The organism is Longimicrobium sp. (genome assembly GCF_036388275.1).
In the GTDB taxonomy this organism is placed as follows: Bacteria; Gemmatimonadota; Gemmatimonadetes; order Longimicrobiales; family Longimicrobiaceae; genus Longimicrobium.
Genome location: NZ_DASVSF010000091.1, coordinates 67,735 through 84,574 on the forward strand (window position 1 = coordinate 67,735; position 16,840 = coordinate 84,574).

General features: G+C 68.4%; 8 protein-coding genes. 4 read left to right on the top strand and 4 right to left on the bottom strand.

Annotated elements, in window-relative coordinates:
• Positions 1-38: 38 nt before the first annotated feature.
• Complete coding sequence (locus VF632_RS19135; protein ID WP_331024538.1) at positions 39-1,739, bottom strand: Ig-like domain-containing protein; 1,701 nt, start codon at positions 1,737-1,739, stop codon at positions 39-41.
• Between the two features lie 234 nt (positions 1,740-1,973).
• Between VF632_RS19135 and bla the strand changes: the two genes are divergently transcribed.
• Complete coding sequence (gene bla / locus VF632_RS19140) at positions 1,974-2,885, top strand: subclass B3 metallo-beta-lactamase (RefSeq protein WP_331024539.1); 912 nt, start codon at positions 1,974-1,976, stop codon at positions 2,883-2,885.
• Positions 2,886-3,616: 731 nt separating this feature from the next.
• Here the strand turns inward: bla and VF632_RS19145 are convergent.
• Positions 3,617-4,891 (bottom strand): ISNCY family transposase, encoded by a 1,275-nt coding sequence (locus VF632_RS19145; protein ID WP_331024540.1) that lies wholly within the window; start codon positions 4,889-4,891, stop codon positions 3,617-3,619.
• Positions 4,892-5,613: 722 nt separating this feature from the next.
• Positions 5,614-6,093, bottom strand: a complete 480-nt coding sequence (locus tag VF632_RS19150) for a hypothetical protein (RefSeq protein ID WP_331024541.1) — start codon at positions 6,091-6,093, stop codon at positions 5,614-5,616.
• A 336-nt stretch (positions 6,094-6,429) separates the two neighbouring features.
• Here VF632_RS19150 and VF632_RS19155 point away from each other — a divergent pair, with 336 nt between their 5' ends.
• The 3 genes from VF632_RS19155 (at position 6,430) to VF632_RS19165 (ending at position 14,925) form a co-directional block, all read left to right on the top strand.
• Positions 6,430-7,059, top strand: coding sequence for a hypothetical protein (locus VF632_RS19155; protein WP_331024542.1), 630 nt, complete (start codon positions 6,430-6,432; stop codon positions 7,057-7,059).
• 27 nt (positions 7,060-7,086) lie between these two features.
• Positions 7,087-9,108, top strand: coding sequence for a hypothetical protein (locus VF632_RS19160; protein WP_331024543.1), 2,022 nt, complete (start codon positions 7,087-7,089; stop codon positions 9,106-9,108).
• Positions 9,109-9,495: 387 nt separating this feature from the next.
• Positions 9,496-14,925 (top strand): DNA repair ATPase, encoded by a 5,430-nt coding sequence (locus tag VF632_RS19165; RefSeq protein ID WP_331024544.1) that lies wholly within the window; start codon positions 9,496-9,498, stop codon positions 14,923-14,925.
• 73 nt (positions 14,926-14,998) lie between these two features.
• On the opposite strand, the gene VF632_RS19170 is transcribed toward VF632_RS19165, so the two are convergent.
• A complete protein-coding gene (locus tag VF632_RS19170; RefSeq protein WP_331024545.1) occupies positions 14,999-16,132 on the bottom strand; it encodes a putative sensor domain DACNV-containing protein in 1,134 nt (377 codons plus the stop codon).
• Positions 16,133-16,840: the final 708 nt, after the last annotated feature.

Here is a 16,840-nt window from a genome sequence, read left to right on the forward strand (position 1 = left end):
GCCCTCGGGACCGGGTTCCACGTCCGGCACCTGGGCCATTACCTGCGCAGCGTCACCGCACCGGCCGTGAACTGGAACGCGGCGTTCGGCGCGGCGGCTCCGCGCACGGCTTCCAGCGTGATGGTTCCGTCTGCGTTGACGCGCGCGTAGAGCACCCCGTTCTCCACGCCGTTGACGAGCACGTACGACACGATTCCGCTGGCGGCCGTGACCTCGGTGGGCCTTCGGTTCGCCGTGCCCGTGCCGGCCACCGGGATGTCGGTATACCTCCCGAACAGATCCAGGCCGGGAACCTGGAGCAGCATCTGCAGCCTGGACGTGTCCAGCGAGTAGGGGTTGATCGACACCGCATGTGGATACGGTTCGCTCGTGGGGTCGTGGAACCAGATGCCCGAGAGCGTGCCGGGGACGTCGTTGGTGAACTCGCCCATGGGCGGCGCGCCCACGCGCGGCGTAAACGTCTGCGAGCCGGCGTTCCACTGCCCGCTCAGCGCCTGGAGCTGCGCCTGCACCTGCGGCGTCGCGTAGTCGTATACGGGCCGCGCATTCCTCGTGATGTCGGAGTAGAAGCTTTCGGGACGAGCGACGGCATTCGTCCGCTCGTCCACGATGCCCCAGTCCCAGTTCACGGGGGTCTGGCCCGTCGTGCCCAGCACGGTCCCGGCGGTCACCTCCAGGGCGGGATTCACCGGAACGGTGGCCGAGGTCACCCGGATCCCGCCCGTGACCCGGCTTTCCAGCGCCGCTCTGAACGCGGGGTCGAGCGCCGTGATATGGTCCAGGTACGACGTCACCTGCTTTCCGTCCGGCCCCTGGTACAACAGGAAGTCCACGCGGAAATCGTCGGAGGTGGATTGCCGGAACGCCACGATCCGGGCCGTGACGGGCGCATAGACCGTGTAGTTCACCCCCGGATTCCGGTGCCAGACGAAATGGCGTTCGTTGCCGAACGGGTGGCCGATCTCGGGATTCGCCCGTGTGCCGCCGCCGAGGGTGCCCAGGGGCGTGATGCCGCCCACGTGGGCCGGATCGAACGGAAGGCGCGTAAAGAGGAGCAGCGTCTGGCCCGGGGGCGGAGGCGGGGGCGGGGCCGCGGATACCGTCACGGCCACCGCCGCGCTCTTGCCGCCTGCCGTGGCGACGATGTTGGCCGATCCGGCCGCAACGGCGGTTACGATCCCCTGCGCGTTCACGGTGGCGCGGTCCGCCGCGGACGTGCTCCACGTAACCGGAACGTTGATCACCTGTCCGCTCGCGTTGCGCACCGTGGCGGTCAGGTGGGCGGTGTCGCCGATTGCCAGCGTCCGCTGGGTGGGCGATACGACCACCGCATCCGGGATGTTCGGGTTCACCGGCACGGATACGGTGATGACGGCGTTCCCGGCCGCCGTACCCGCCGTGGCCGTGATGGTCGCCGTGCCGGCGGCCAGCGCGGTCAGGTGCCCCTGAGCGGTCACCGATACGCGGTCGGGCGCCGAGCTGGCCCACGACACCGGGGCCGAGATGACGCTGCCAGCGCCGTTTCGGACTGTGGCGGTGAGCCGGAGCGTATCACCCACGGCCATTGTCCGCTCCGCTGCCGACAGGGCCACGGACGCCGGGATGCCCTGGTCTCCCGAGTCCGTCGTACCGCCGGAATCACACGCCGCGAGAAGCGCCGCAGGCAGGAGGGCGCAGGCAACGAAATAGCGCATCAGCGTGCGCCGGCGGCGCGGAACGGCGGCCCGTGGATCGGACATGAATTCTTTTCAGGGCGAGGGAAAGCGGGGAATCGCGGAGTGGACGGGCTTGTGTCCTGCGTTTGCAATATAACTGGATTTTCGATTTCCTGCGTCGCAGTTCGACGCGTGCGCGCAGAACGTGTTCGTCATCAGGCCCACGTACTGGCTGAATCGTTGAGCGCGCGCGAGAGTACTATCCACGTGCGGTCCGGCTGGTCGGCCGCTTTCCATGACCCCTGACCCGACGCGAACATGAGATCCGTCTCCGTCCGCACCCTCACCGCCAGCGCGGCGCTCCTGGCGCTTTCCGGCACCAGCGCCTGCGCGCAGGCCCCCGACCCGCGCACCCAACCGTATCCCGCGGCGCTCTGCCCCACCTGCGCCGCGTGGAACGAACCCCACGCGCCGGTGAAGATCCACGGGAACACCTACTACATCGGCACGAACGGCCTCTCGGCGATCCTAGTGACCTCGCCCGAGGGCCACGTGCTCATCGACGGTGCGCTCCCCAATTCCGCGCCGCTGATCCTAGCCAACATCCGCGCGCTGGGCTTCGACGTTCGCGACGTTCGGCTCATCCTCAACTCGCACGTGCACTACGACCACGCGGGCGGGCTGGCGGCGCTGCAGGTGGCATCGGGTGCGCCGATGGCGGCGAGCGTTGCCAGCGCGGGCGTCCTGGAGCGGGGAAAATCGGAAGTGGGCGATCCCCAGCACGGCGAGCTGCTGGACTTCCCCCCTGTGCGGAACGTGCGGCGCTTCGCGGACGGCGAAACCCTCCGAGTGGGCCCGCTCGCCCTTACGGCGCACCTGACGCCCGGGCATACGCAGGGCGGCACCACGTGGACATGGAAGTCGTGCGAGGGCGCGCAGTGCGTGGACGTCGTCTACGCCGACAGTCACTCCCCGATCTCGGCGGACGGCTTCCGGTTCACGGACAGCCCCGCGTATCCCGGCGCCGTGGCTGACTTCGAGCGCGGCTTCCGCACGCTGGAGGCGCTGTCCTGCGACATCCTCATCACCCCGCACCCCAGTGGCTCCTCACTGTTCGAGCGCCTCGCCGGAAGCCAGCCGCTGGTGGATCGGAACGCCTGCAAGCGGTACGCGGCAACAGGGCGCGAGCGGCTGCGTACCCGGCTAGAAACCGAGCGGGCATCGCGCTGAACTCGCCCGGAGATACAAAAGACGGGGAGCAGGCCGTCGTGGCCTGCTCCCCGTCAGCGTATTCGGGCGACGGCCCGGATCAACCCTCGGCCGTTGCTCTGGATGACAGATTTGCGCTCGGCTTGAGCATGGTGCGATCGACTAAAAAAGCAGCACTCGACTGGGACGAGAGGCCGGGGCGCGCGCCATCATCGCAGCCACACGACAGCAGGCGAGTCCACGAAGGTGGACATCGTGTGGTCGTTGCAGCGAATTCAAATTCATTCGCCCGGGGAGGCTTGGGCCAATCCCCAGGCGAGGACCAGGACCGAGGCTCAGGGTTCCGTGTCGCTGCCGCGCCCGGGCAAAGTCGCTTCCGCGGCAAGATCCCACGGCCCTGCATGGGATGCACTGTGGGCCAGTTCAGTGCGCTCGGGCCTCTGGATGACAGATGGCCGTTGCGGGTCCCGGATTGAGAGCGGCAGGCACGCCACAGCAAGGGCGCGCCGCAGGCGACAACAAACACCGCGGCAGGCAGTCCACGAAGGTGGACATCGTGTGGTCGTTGCAGCGAATTCGTTCGCATCCGGAAACAGGGCTTTTTGCCCGGGTCAGTGTCCGCTCGAGTGCATCGTTGGCAGAGGATTCATACCAGTGCCGATCGTTCTGCCTTCGTTTTTCGCTCCGTCTGCGCCACGGACAGAGCACTTCGGCCTTCCAGGACACACCTCTCCCAGGAGAGGCTCCCGCGGCTACTTGAGCATGTGGCGGGCGAGGATCACCAGGTTGGCCGTGATGACACTGCTCCAGACGTAGCTGTGGAACGACATCTCACCACGCCAGGTGCAGCGCCTCAGGCCAAATACCCGCTTCAGGTACGAGATCGTCGCCTCCACGCCGGCGCGGAAACGCTTCAGCAGCCGGTAGATCCTTGGGCTGCTCGCCATCTCCTCCACCTCCATCCCGCGGCGGCGTGTAAAGCAGACGTCCTCCACGCCCAACTGCTTCGCCTCGCACAGGTTTTCCTGCGATGCGTAGTTCCCGTCGAGCGCCACCTGGCGCGGCACCGCGCCGTAGATCGCCTTTTGCCGCTTCAGCATCGGCACCGCCCGTGTGGCGTCGTTCGGATTGCCCTTCTCGATCACGCAGTCCAGGATCAAGCCCGACACCCCACCGCACAGGTTCACCTTGTGTCCGTAGTAAACCTTCTTGTGGTCCTTCACGATCACGTCCGCGTGCGGCTCGAACAGCGACACGACGCGCTCGGCCGCCGGCACCTTCTCGCCACGGATCACGCGCCGCTCCGTCTGCTCGATCACCCGCTCCAGAAGCTCGCGATAGCCGCTCAGCGCCTTTCGCAGCCGTGCGGGACGGCGCTTCGCCTCCACCGCACGCAAGGCGAACAGCGCCGTCCGCGTGTAGCCGCTCGTCCTGCGCGCCACCTCGAGGAGCTTTTCGTAGGAGGCCTGCTGCTTCTTCCCGCTTCGCGTCGAGTGGATCTCCCGCATGCGTGCCTTCGCCGACGGCGTGTGGTTGCGCCACCCGCTGAAGCCGCAGGCCTTCTGTACCCGCGCAAGCAGCCGCGACAGTACCCGCACCCCGTCGTACAGCAGGGCAGAGTCGCTCGGCACGTGGATGTTCGACTCCACCACCGTGCTGTCGATGCGCGCCTTGCGGCCTTTCTCGATCTTCTCCTGCGCCGCGAAGCCCAGGATGACACCGTTCACTCGCTCCAGCGTCGTGGGGCGAAGCTTCTTCAGGTTCTCCTGCAGCGTCGACCGGGCCGGCACGGCATCCAGGGGGCCATAGCCGCAGAAGCCGCGATACGTCCGCGAATCAACCAGCGTGAACGCCAGCTCGTCATAGCTCAGCTCGTTCATCTGCTTGATGATGAGCGCCCGCAGCACCTGCTCGGCCGTCATCCCGCGTGCCCCCGTCTCCGGACTGCTCAGCCCCCGCAGCAGGTCTTGCTCGATCAGCGCCGCGATTTCAGGTTTCCCACTGAGGATCCGGGCGATCTGATCCATGACGCGTGCCCGCTGGTGATCGACTGCGGGACCACACAGCGTGAGCTGCTCGACCTGACGGCGCATCCGGGTGTGCTCCGTGAAGAGTGGTTTGTGTTCGGCAAAGCCAAACCTACTCCTTTCGCGCGAGATTCAACACACCCGGGTGCGCCTGTTTTATTCGTCCGCTTTTCCGGCTCTCCGACTCCGTCTCCACGTTTCCGGATGGGAACGAATTCATTCGCCCGGGGAGGCTTGGGTCGGACCCCCAGGCGAGGACCAGGACCGAGGCTCAGGGTTCCGTGTCGCTGCCGCGCCCGGGCGAAGTCGCTCCCGCGGCAAGATCCCACGGCCCTGCATGGTATGGGCTGCGGGCCGGTCAAGTGTGCTCGGGCCTCTGGATGACAGATGGCCGTTGCGGGCCCCGGATTGAGAGCGGCAGGCACGCCACAGCAAGGGCGCGCCACAGGCGACAACAAACACGGCGGCAGGCAGTCCACGAAGGTGGACATCGTGTGGTCGTTGCAGCGAATTCATTCGCCCGGGGAGGCTTGGGCCGAACCCCCAGGCGAGGACCAGGACCGAGGCCCAGGGTTCCGTGTTGCTGCCGCGCCCGGGCGAAGTGGCTTCCGCGGCAAGATCCCACGGCCCGGCATGGGATGCACCGTGGGCCAGTTCAGTGCGCCCCGGCCTCTGGATGACGGATTGAGCTCGGTCTCTGTATGACCCATCACTGCCGCGTCTCAGACCCCGAGGAACGAGCCGATCGCGAAGATCCTCGCCGGGCCGCCGCCGTCGCTGATCCGCCAGTAGTGGCCGATGGTGATTCCCAGGATCAGTCCCGCGCTGACTTCCGGCCCCACGTACGTCTGGCCCGGCTCGATGTCGCCGTGAGGGTCCCACGTGCGGAGGAGGCTCACCTGCGCGCGATACGATCCCCCGAGGCTTACGGACGACATGCCCACCGACAGCCGCATGCCATCCTGCCCCACCTCTCCGAGGATCGATGGCCCCTGGATGAAGTCGGGGCCGCGCGGGGCGATGATGACGCCGGTGTAGGCGGAGAGGCCGAGCGGGGCCCCGTAGCGAAGGCCAAGCGAGGCCAGTTGCGCCGCCCGGCCGCGTGGAGCCGGTTCCGGCGCATCCTCTTCCGTATCCTGCGCGTGAAGCGGCGCGGAACACAGGACGACGGCGAGGACGAGTGCCCAGCGGAAACGAGTCATGCGTGCGGTCCGGTTGATGGTGACGGGGGATGACGTGCGGGGACGAGGGTCGCTGGAAGGTAGGCGATGTTCTCCGTCTCCTGCAAGCAATCCGCAGCCATCATCCCCCGCCTCGTATCTGACGATAGAGGGTTAAGAGTTGACGCAATCAGGTCCGCACGTTTAGGTTCCAAACATCTGATCCGCCGTTGCAGGAAACACGGCCTCGTCGCGGTGATGTCGCCCTTCCGCGCGGTCGCCCCTCCCGCTCGAAACTCCGAAGCCCGTTCCTCCGTTGAACTTGGGGAAGCCGCCAGGCGGCTTCGTCACCCCGAACGAACGCGGACCGCAACCACCGTGAACGAGTTCCTGCACACCGCCCTCGGCTTTCCCACCATCGTCTACAGCATGCTGCTGGCCGTCATCACCCTTTACTGGGTGCTTGCGGTCACGGGCCTGGCCGACGGCGATTCCGTCGACGGGCTGGTGGGCGACGGCGACGCGCCCGACGCGGGGGCCGCGGCGGCGATGCTCTCGAAGCTGGGGCTGGGCGGGGTGCCCTTCACGGTGGTGGCCACCACCCTGGTCTTCACGGCGTGGCTGGGGGCGTACTTCGTTCACTTGCTGATCCTGGGCGACCTGCCGGATGCCGTGCGGACCGTCGCCGGCATCGGCACGCTGGTGGGCATGCTCGTTCCCGCCATGGCCGTTACCTCCATCGTGCTGCGCCCGGTGCGCCGCGCGCTCGCGAAGATGCGCCCCATGGAGCGCTCGCTGGTGGGAACGTCGGCGGTGGTCGTCACCCCCACGCTGTCCGGGGACTACGGGCAGGCGTCGGTGGACGACGGCGGCGCCGGGCTGATTTTGCAGGTGCGCCACGAAGATCCCAACCAGCTCCAGCGCGGCGACCGCATCGTGCTCATCGAGTACATCGAGTCGCAGAACGCCTATCGCGTGGTGTCGGAGCAGCAGTTCCTTGGCCAGTAAGCAACCCAACCCTTCAGAAAGGTCCAGATGAGCATGTCCCTCCTTCTGCCGTTCGCCCTCGGCGCCGGCATCCTGCTGTTGATGCTGCTGGGCACCTTCGCCCTGTTCAAGGCCTTCTACATGAAGGTGGAGCAGGGAACGGCGCTCATCATCAACGACATGAGCTCCCAGCCCAAGGTGCGCTTCACCGGCAGCCTGATCATTCCCGTCCTCTACAAGGCCGAGCTGATGCGGGTGAGCCTGATCACCCTGCAGGTGGACCGCCGCGGCAAGGAAGGGCTGATCTGCAAGGACAACATGCGGGCCGACATCACCGTCGCCTTCTACCTGCGCGTCAACGAAACGCAGGCCGACGTGCTGCGCGTGGCCAAGGCCATCGGGGCCAGCCGCGCGTCGGACCGCGAGGCCGTGGACGAGCTGTTCAACGCCAAGTTCTCCGAGGCGCTCAAGACGGTGGGCAAGAAGTTCGAGTTCACCGAGCTGTTCGAGAAGCGCCAGGAGTTCCGCGACGAAATCGTCAAGGTCATCGGCAACGACCTGAACGGCTACGTGCTCGAGGACGTGGCCATCGACTACCTGGAGCAGACGCCCAAGCACCTGCTGGACCACAACAACATCCTGGACGCCGAAGGCATCCGGAAGATCACCGAGCGCACCGCCATGCAGAACGTGGTGACGAACGAGCTGGAGCAGAACGAAAAGCTCGCCATCACCAAGAAGAACGTCGAGTCCCGCGAAGCCACCCTGGCCCTGGAGCGCCAGCAGGCCGAGGCCGAGGCGCGCCAGAAGCGCGAGATCGAGACGATCCAGGCGCGCGAGGCCGCCGAGACCACCCGCGTGCGCGAGGAACAGCGGCTGATCGCCGAGCAGGCACGGCTGGAGTCCGATGAGAAGATCCAGATCCGCGAGCAGAACGTGCAGCGCGAGGTGGAAGTCGCCGGGCAGAACCGCCAGCGCGCCGTCGCCATCGAGGTAGAGCGCGTGGCCCGCGCCCGTGCCCTGGAAGAGGTGACCACCGACCGCGAGGTGCAGCTGCAGGGGGTGGAGCGCGACAAGGTGGTCGAGGTGGGCAAGAAGGACGTCGCCAACATCACCCGCGAGCGCATCGCCATCGACAAGACGGTCACGATCGAGGAAGAGCGCATCAAGGAAGTGCGCGTGGTTTCCGAGGCCGAGCGCGAGAAGCAGGCGCGCGTCCTCGGCGCCGAGGCCGCGGCGCAGGAAGCCGCCGTGCGCGCCGTCAAGGATGCCGAGGCTTCCGAGGCCGCCGCCCGCCACCGCGCGCTGGAGCTGACCACCATGGCGCAGGCCCGGCTGGACGCCGCGTCGCGCGACGCCGACGCCAAGCGCCTGCTGGCCGGGGCCATCCAGGTAGAGATGGCCGCGCCCGGCCTGGCCGAGGCCGCCGTCCGCGAGGCCGAGGCTACGGCGATCGAGAAGGTGGGCGCCGCCGAGGCGCGGGTGATGGAAGCCAAGGCCGACGCCGCGTACAAGCAGGGCGCCGCCGAGGCCCGCGTGCTGGGCGAGCGGATGGGCGCTGAGGCGGATGGCGAAACGCGGCTGGGGCAGGCCCGGGCGTCCGCCGTGGAGTCGGTGGGGCTGGCCGAGGCCACCGTCACGGCCCGCAAGCTCACCGCCGAGGCCGAGGGGCTGACCAAGAAGTTCGAGGCCATCGACGGGCTGAGCGACCGTGCGCGCACGCACGAGGAGTTCCGCATGACGCTGGAAGCGCACTTCGACCAGGCCATGGCCGCGATCGCCGCGGGCAAGGACGTCAGCAAGGAGAACGCGGAGGTCATCGCCTCGGCGCTGCGCAACGCGAACATCGACCTGGTGGGCGGCGACGGCGGCATGTTCGAGTCGCTTTCCAAGGCGCTGACGCTGGGCAAGTCCATCGAGGGCTTCGCGGGCAAGAGCCCCATCGTGCAGGACCTGATGGAGCGCTTCCTGGGCGTGGCGCGCCCCGAGCCCCGCGAGCGGCTGAGCGTGCCCATCACCCCCGAGGTGTTCGACCAGGTGGTGGCGCCCAAGGCCGAGTCGGCGGTCTAACGGTGCAGTTCTCCCCCTCTCCCGCTCGCGGGAGAGGGGGCCGGGGGGAGAGGGCAGCCGGGGACTGCACGGCCGTTCTCGAAACGCCCCGCCGCCGCCGCGGGCACGGGCGAATGAATTCGCTGCAACGACCACACGAAGTCTGCCTTCGCAGACTGGCTTGCCGTGGCGCGTGTTCGGCCGTGTGGCGCGACCGGGCCTGGTGTAGTTCTCCCCCTCTCTCGCTTGCGGGAGAGGGGGCCGGGGGGAGAGGGCAGCCGGGGATTGCACGGCCGATCTCGAAACGCCTCCTCGCTCACCATGCTTCCGTGAGGCCGCTGTTCAGCAGGAAGTGCCGGGGCCAAATCCGCCCCGGGTCATCCACATCACGATCCAGGTAAGCGCAGCATGACCGACCAGTCCCCGGGCGTGATGAAGCCCGCCGCCGGCTCCGCCGAGACCACCGTGGACCAGGCGGTGGCGGAGGGCGGCGCGTACGAGGTGCTGCGCCGCCGGCTGACCGAGCAGGGCGCCCGGCTGCGGGACATCGCCGGCGCGCTCAACGAGCAGCGGCTGGCGGAGTTCGGGGACAGCCGGCTGGAGGTGATCGGGCGCCTTCGCATCCACACCGAAAACAACTGCATCGGCCGCGACATCGTACCCGTCGGCGGCCTGCTGCTGTTCGGCTACAACGTCTTCCTCGGGCTGAAGACCACCACCCGGGTGGAAGACGTCTTCGGCCTCTACCGGCTGGTGGAGGGCGCGGACGGGTTCGACGTGGAGGGCGTGGCGCTGGCCGGCAGCTTCCTGGGCGATCCCGCGTTCATCCGCGACTTCGACGAGCTGTACGCGTACTACAAGAACGCGCGGCTGCTGCAGCTGGACGTGGCCGGCGGCAAGCTGCTGGCCGCCTTCCAGATCGGCGAGCGCAGCACCGACGTGCGCGTCTTCCGCTGGGCCGTCTCGCCCCGTGGCGACGTCACCTACCTGGACGCCCGCGGCGACCGCGACCTCACGTTTCCCCCGCCGTTCGACTTCGAGTGGACGCGGGCGGGGCGCGAGCACACCGTCACCGGCCGCTTTCCCCACCTGAACGTGCTCGACACGCTGTTCGTGGAAACCACGGGCGGCGACCTGACCATCAAGGTCGAGAACAACACCGAGTCGGGGCAGGGCATCCACAGCGAGCCGGTGGATGAAAAGACGCAGTCGCTGGACGACGCCACCTTCGACTTCGCCCGCGTTGGATCGCTGGTGCTGCTGAAGGTGCTGCCGTACCGCGAAACCACGTGGCGCGGCTTCGTCTACAACACCATCAGCGGACGCATCGACCGCGTAGACGCCATCGTGCAGGCGTGCGTGCAGCTGCCCGAGGACCACGGGATCATCTTTCCGGGCGGCTACTACCTGCAGAACGGCGAGCACAAGGCGTTTGACGCGCGGATGGACGGCATGCGGTTCCAGCGCGCCATCCGCTCGCCCAACGGCGAAGACGTCATGTACGTCTTCTACGAGCACGAGGCCGGCAAGTCGGCGCTCTTCGTGTACAACCTCATCCAGCGCAAGCTGCAGAACCCGCTGTTCGGGCACGGCCACGCCGTGCTGGGCGACGGGCGCATGGTGCTGTTCCACGCCGAGGGCGAAGAGCCCACGCGCGTGCACCCCATGCAGATCTGGCAGTCGCCGTTCGTCTCCGACGAGCACGCCGCCACCCGTCCCCCCGGCGCCACCTTCATGGGCCGCCTGGGCAACGCCGAGCTGGTGCGGGGCATCTCCAGCCTGTTCGAGCTGGCTCGGGAGATCGAGAGCCCGGAAGTGTCGGTGCAGCGCTACCGGCTGCTCACCCGCAACACCCGCCGCCTGTTCGACGCGCACCACTGGCTGGACGCCGCCGACAGCCGGGGCGCCGGCGCCGTGCTGCACGAGATCGCCGCCACCAGCGAGTCGGTGCTCGACGAGTTCGAAAAGGTGGAGGGGATCCGCCGCCAGTCCGAGGCGGCGATCGCGCAGGCGCGGGACGAGCATGCCGCGCTCCTTGCTCGCCTCGTCCCCGAAGACTGGAAGCAGGTCCAGGAGTTCGTCGACGCGCTCAACGACATCACCCGCCAGCGCGGACGCCTGCTCACCATCCGCGAGCTGCGCTACGTCGACACCGCCGCCATCGACACGATGGGCGCCGAGCTGCAGGTTCAGCACGAGCGCGTCGGTGCGGCCACGGGCGAGTTCCTGGCCGGCGACAAGGCGCTGGCGCCCTTCTCCGAGCGCCTGGCGGTGCTGGATGCCGAAGCGCAGAAGGCCGAGACGGCCAAGGGAATTGGCGAGGCGGTGGCGGCGCTGGAAGGCATGTCGGCCGACCTCGACATGCTGTCGGAGCTGATGGCGACGCTCAAGGTGGACGACGCCGTGCAGCGCACGCGGGTGGTCGACGCCATCTCCACCATCTACGCGGGGCTCAACCAGGCCCGCGCCCGCGCCGCGCAGCGCCGCAAGACCCTGGGCTCGGCAGAGGCCGTCGCCCAGTTCGGGGCGCAGTTCTCCCTCTTCGGGCAGAGCGTCGCGAGCGCGCTGGGGCTGGCGACGGACCCCGAACGGGCGGATGAACAGCTCTCGCGGCTGATGGTGCAGCTGGAGGAGATCGAGAGCCAGTTCGGCGAGCACGAGCAGTTCCTGGGCGACATCCTGGCCAAGCGCGAGGAGTTGCTGGAGACGTTCGACGCCCACCGCCAGGCGCTGCTGGATGATCGCCAGCGCAAGGCGCAGTCGGTGCTCGAGGCCGCCAACCGCATCGTCGAGGGGCTGGGGCGCCGCACGGAGAAGTTCGCCACGGCCGACGAGCTGAACGCCTTCTTCGCGGGCGACCCGCTGATCCTGAAGGTGCGCGAGCTGGCCGAGCGGCTGCGCGCGCTGAAGGACCCCGTGAAGGCCGACGACGTCGAGGCGCGCATCAAGAGCGCCCGCGACGGCGCCGTCCGCGCGCTGCGCGACCGCACCGACCTGTTCGAGGGCGGCGGAAACGTCATCAAGCTGGGGCGCCACCGCTTCAGCGTCAGCACGCAGCCGCTGGACCTCACGATCCTGCCGCGCGGCGGCGAGCTGGCGGTGCACCTTACGGGCACCGACTTCATGGAGCCCATCCACAGCGAGGAGTTGGCCGCCCTGCGCGACTACTGGCAGGTGTCGCTGGAGTCGGAATCCCCCCCGCTCTACCGCGGCGAGTACCTGGCCGGCGAGGTGCTGGCCGCGGCCCAGGCCGGCGCGGAGGGGCTTTCGATGGAGCTGCTGCGGAAGCACGCCGCGGAGGGCGACGCGCTGGGCAAGACGGTGGTCGACTTCGCCGCGCCGCGCTACCGCGACGGCTACCAGCGCGGCATTCACGACCACGACGCCACGCTGATCCTGCGCACCGCCCTGGCCCAGCTGGAGGCCGCGGGCGAGCTGGTGCACGCGCCCGAGCCCCGCGCGCTCGCCGCGCTCTTCTGGGCGGCCGCGCAGGGGGACGAGGACGCGCGGGAGTGGAAGGCGGGCGTCGCCAGTGCCAAGGCGATGCAGGGCCTGTTCGGCTCCCGGTCCGCCGCGGACGCGCTCCGGGCGCAGATGGCCGATCGCCTTCGCGCCTTCGCCGAGGTCAACGCCCTGCCGTTCACCGCCGCCGTGGCTGCGGATGCCGCATCGTACCTGTTCGACGAGCTGGCCGGCGGGCACGAGGGGCTGATCCTTTCGCTCCCCGCCCGCGAGCTGGCGGACGCGCTCCTGTCGCGGCTGGCGGACGCCGATCTCCGCACCGCCTTCGGGCAGATGCTGGAGCAGTTGCAGGACCGTCCGGCCGCGCGGCACGAGCACGCGCTGCACTGGCTGCAGGCGCTGTGCACGGACGCCACACTCGCCCCGTTCGCGCGCTACGTGCCCGAGGCGGCGGCGCTCATCCTTACCCGCAACCAGCTGCAGCGCCGGCCGAACCACGCACAGCCGCTGGCCACGGTCGAGGGGCTGCTGGGCGAGCATCCGCGCATCGATGGGGGCCGCCTGACGCTGGCCATCGACGAGTTCCTGGGCCGCCTGCGGGACCATCGCGACCGCTTTCTCCCCGGCTACCGCCGCTACCAGGCCATCCGCCAGGAGATCGCCACACGCGAGCGCGATGCGCTGCGCCTGGGCGAGTTGCGTGCGCGCCCGCTGACGTCGTTCGTGCGCAACAAGCTGATCAACGACACGTACCTCCCCATCATCGGCGACAACCTCGCCAAGCAGATCGGCACCGTGGGCGAGGCCAAGCGCAGCGACCTGATGGGCCTGCTGATGATGATCTCGCCCCCGGGGTACGGAAAGACCACGCTGATGGAATACGTGGCGCACCGGCTGGGGCTGGTCTTCGTCAAGGTGAACGGCCCCGCGGTGGGCCACGAGGTGCGCTCGCTGGACCCGGCGCAGGCGCCCGACGCCACCTCGCGGCAGGAGTTGGAAAAGCTGGGGCTGTCGCTGGAGATGGGGAACAACGTGATGCTGTACGTCGACGACATCCAGCACACGCACCCCGAGTTCCTGCAGAAGTTCATCTCCCTCTGCGACGGCACGCGGCGCATCGAGGGCGTGTGGCGGGGGGGGACGAAGACGTACGACCTGCGCGGCAAGAAGTTCTGCGTGGTGATGGCGGGCAACCCGTACACCGAGTCGGGCGAGGTCTTCAAGATCCCCGACATGCTCGCCAACCGCGCCGACATCTACAACCTGGGCGATGTGCTCGGGGGGATGGAAGACGCGTTCACGCTCAGCTACATCGAGAACTCACTGACTTCCAACCCGGTGCTGGCGCCGCTCGCCACGCGCGAGATGGCGGACCTGTACCTGTTCGCCGACCGCGCGAAGGGGCTCGACGTCTCCACCAACGGGCTCAGCCATGCGTACGGCGCGGCGGAGATCAACGAGATCGTCGAAACGCTCAAGCGCATCATCAAGGCGCGCGACGTGGTGTACCGCGTCAACCAGCAGTACATCGCCAGCGCCGCGCAGGCGGATCGGTACCGCACCGAGCCGGCGTTCAAGCTGCAGGGCAGCTACCGCAACATGAACAAGCTGGCGGAGAAGATTTCGCCGGTGATGAACGACGCCGAGCTGCAGCAGTTGATCGCCGACCACTACCAGGGCGAGGCGCAGCTGCTCACGACCGGCGCCGAAGAGAACCTGCTGAAGCTCAAGGAGCTGCGCGGCGTGCTCACCTCGGACGAAGCCGCGCGGTGGGAGCAGATCAAGCGCGACTTCCTGCGCAACAAGGCCATGGGCAGCGACGACGCCGATGTGGGCGGCCGCGTGGTCGCGCAGCTGGCGGACATCGCGGGCGGATTGCAGGCCTTGGGCGCGGCCGTGTCGACCCCGGCCCCCGAGCCGCCGCCCGCGCCCGCGCCGGAGCCGGTGCGCCTGCCGGACGAGCTACCCGACGTGATCCGGGCCGCGCTCGCGCCGCTGGTCGAGGCGATCCACGCCAGCCAGCAGGTGATCCGGGCCGGCCAGGCGCAGCAGAGCCAGGCCGCCGAAGCCATGCTGCGCGTGATCTCCGCCGTCCGCGCGCAGCCGGTCACCGTCGTGCAGCCAGCTGCCGTCGCCTCCGCGACATCAGCCGAGGTCGCCGCCGGGGTCCCGGTCCCCGCCGCTGCGCCGGTTCGAGTGACCGCTGATGAGCCGGGCGGCGTCACAGAGCCCGTCCCCGTGGCCGCAGGTGAGCAGGTCGGCGCGCCCTCGGCCGAGGAGTCGCGCGTGGAAGGAGCCCTGCAGAACCTGCCCATCGTGGGTGATGGAAAACCGCTCCGGATCTGGCCGCCCGAGCCGCCGAAGCGCGGGCGCTAGACGGTCGGGCGCGGAGGCACGACATGGAGAGGGCTCAGGGATCTATCCCCGGGCCCTCGTTTTCGTTGCCGGATCAGAGAAGGAGGGTCTCCACTCGGTGCGCATGGACGGTGTCCTGCCCCGGCGGCCGGTAGAACACCGTGAAGCGGCCGTCCTGCGAGGCCACCAGCGCGAGCGCGTCCGGCTGGTCCCGGACGAACTGGGCCGCGGACAGGTGGCGCGTTCCCCCCAGTTCCGACACCTCGACCACGGCGGGGCGCGCGCCCACCACTGGCTCCATTACCACCACGCGCTCCACGGGCGCGCTTCCCCGCGACCGCGCGATCTTGGCTCCGAACGCCAGCAGGTCGTAGCGGTCGTCGATGATGGTGGCGCCATCCACCGCGGTAAGCCCGGCCACCTGGTCCACCGCCCGGCGCACCGCGTCCATCCACTCCGCGCGGTCCTCCTCGTCCGGCTCCAACGCCGCCAGCGACGACAGTCCCGTGAACGCGGGCTCGGCGGGGTAGTTGATCGGGTGGACGATGGACCTGCGCCACTCATCTGAATCTCGCGGCACGATCAGCAGCGACCCGCCGTGTCCGTGCGTGCGCATGGAAAGCGCAAGCTGCACCACGACGTTCACCGAGTCCGTCCACGACCGCGTAGAGGCGAACGCCAGCAGCGGCGACGTGTTGAGCATCCCCGCGGGCAGGTCGCCCCCGCGTTCGTCCACCATCTTCACCTGGTCGCCGTGCAGCACGGCCACGTTGGCGAACTTGCCGTCCTCCCGGGCGCGGCGCCGCTTGATGACGAGAAGCCCGGGCTGCACCACTTCCAGCACGAAGCAGGCGGGGGGGATGGATCGCGTGGTGCCCCAGACGTACAGCTCGCCGCCGTGCTCCCACACGCCCAGGTGAATGCCCGGGCGCTCCACCGCCGGCGCAAGCCTGGCCAGCAGGCCGGGCTCCAGCGGAAAGGGCCGCGCGAACCGCAGCGGGTGCCCCGCCTGCTCCGGGGGAACCCATGCGAGCGAAATTTTTGGCGAGCGCCCTTCTTCCTGGCGCAGGCTGGCCCAGAACCCGGTCGTGGCGATCTGCTCGATCGTCTGTCCGTCCGGCGCGGGCGCAATCTCCGGGAATCCCGGCATCGCTGCCCGGCACTGGGCGAAGTACTGCTCCACCGCGCCGGCTACGATCCGCGCCGCCGGATACGTGTCTCCCGTCATTCTCCCCGTTGCCTGGATGCTCTCGGCTGTCCGCCTTCACGCGGATGACAGTACGCGCCCCCGCCGCCGCCGTCCAGCACAGCCGCCGAACACGGGGGTTGACTCGACGGGAACGGCCGTTTATACTTGGCGCCCCCTTCGGAACCAACTGTAGCAGAAACCAAGGTGGTTTCGTGGTGTTTCGGACCGGGGTTGACGGGGGTTGGAGAAGCTGATATAATCTAGGGCTGTCGCCGGAAACGGCGTCGGATCGGCCGAAGTGGAGAAATTCGGAAAAACCTCCCTTGACCAAGCGCCCGAAGTCCAGTAGATTGAAGGCGTTGCAAGATAGTCTGGCGAGCGAAAGACGAGAAAGTCATCGCCGCCCACCCCTTGACCGAGAGGTTCAAGGGTGGTAGATTGAAGGACTGAACGCGGCGGCCGGGTGAAACTGGCCGGATGCGAATTGAAGGAGCGGGCCAGTGGCTCGCGCGATGGTTTTGAAAACCTGGGTCTTGGGAGTGCTTTTGTAACGAGCGCCCCGTGGTGGTGTTAGTCGAGGGCAACACGTCCTTCGCCTCCACACAAAAACACGGGACAAGAACGTGAAATTCCGAACGGAAGCAAAGACTTGAAGAAGTCTAGTGTTTCGTTCACGAAGAGCTGTTTGAATTCTCATGGAGAGTTTGATCCTGGCTCAGGACGAACGCTGGCGGCGCGCTTAACACA

What these genes read in the sequence shown, in the direction of transcription:
- VF632_RS19135 (WP_331024538.1), bottom strand. Translation starts at nt 1,739, where the DNA reads ATGTCCGATCCACGGGCCGCCGTTCCGCGCCGCCGGCGCACGCTGATG.
- bla (WP_331024539.1), top strand. Translation starts at nt 1,974, where the DNA reads ATGAGATCCGTCTCCGTCCGCACCCTCACCGCCAGCGCGGCGCTCCTG.
- VF632_RS19145 (WP_331024540.1), bottom strand. Translation starts at nt 4,891, where the DNA reads ATGGATCAGATCGCCCGGATCCTCAGTGGGAAACCTGAAATCGCGGCG.
- VF632_RS19150 (WP_331024541.1), bottom strand. Translation starts at nt 6,093, where the DNA reads ATGACTCGTTTCCGCTGGGCACTCGTCCTCGCCGTCGTCCTGTGTTCC.
- VF632_RS19160 (WP_331024543.1), top strand. Translation starts at nt 7,087, where the DNA reads ATGAGCATGTCCCTCCTTCTGCCGTTCGCCCTCGGCGCCGGCATCCTG.
- VF632_RS19165 (WP_331024544.1), top strand. Translation starts at nt 9,496, where the DNA reads ATGACCGACCAGTCCCCGGGCGTGATGAAGCCCGCCGCCGGCTCCGCC.
- VF632_RS19170 (WP_331024545.1), bottom strand. Translation starts at nt 16,132, where the DNA reads ATGACGGGAGACACGTATCCGGCGGCGCGGATCGTAGCCGGCGCGGTG.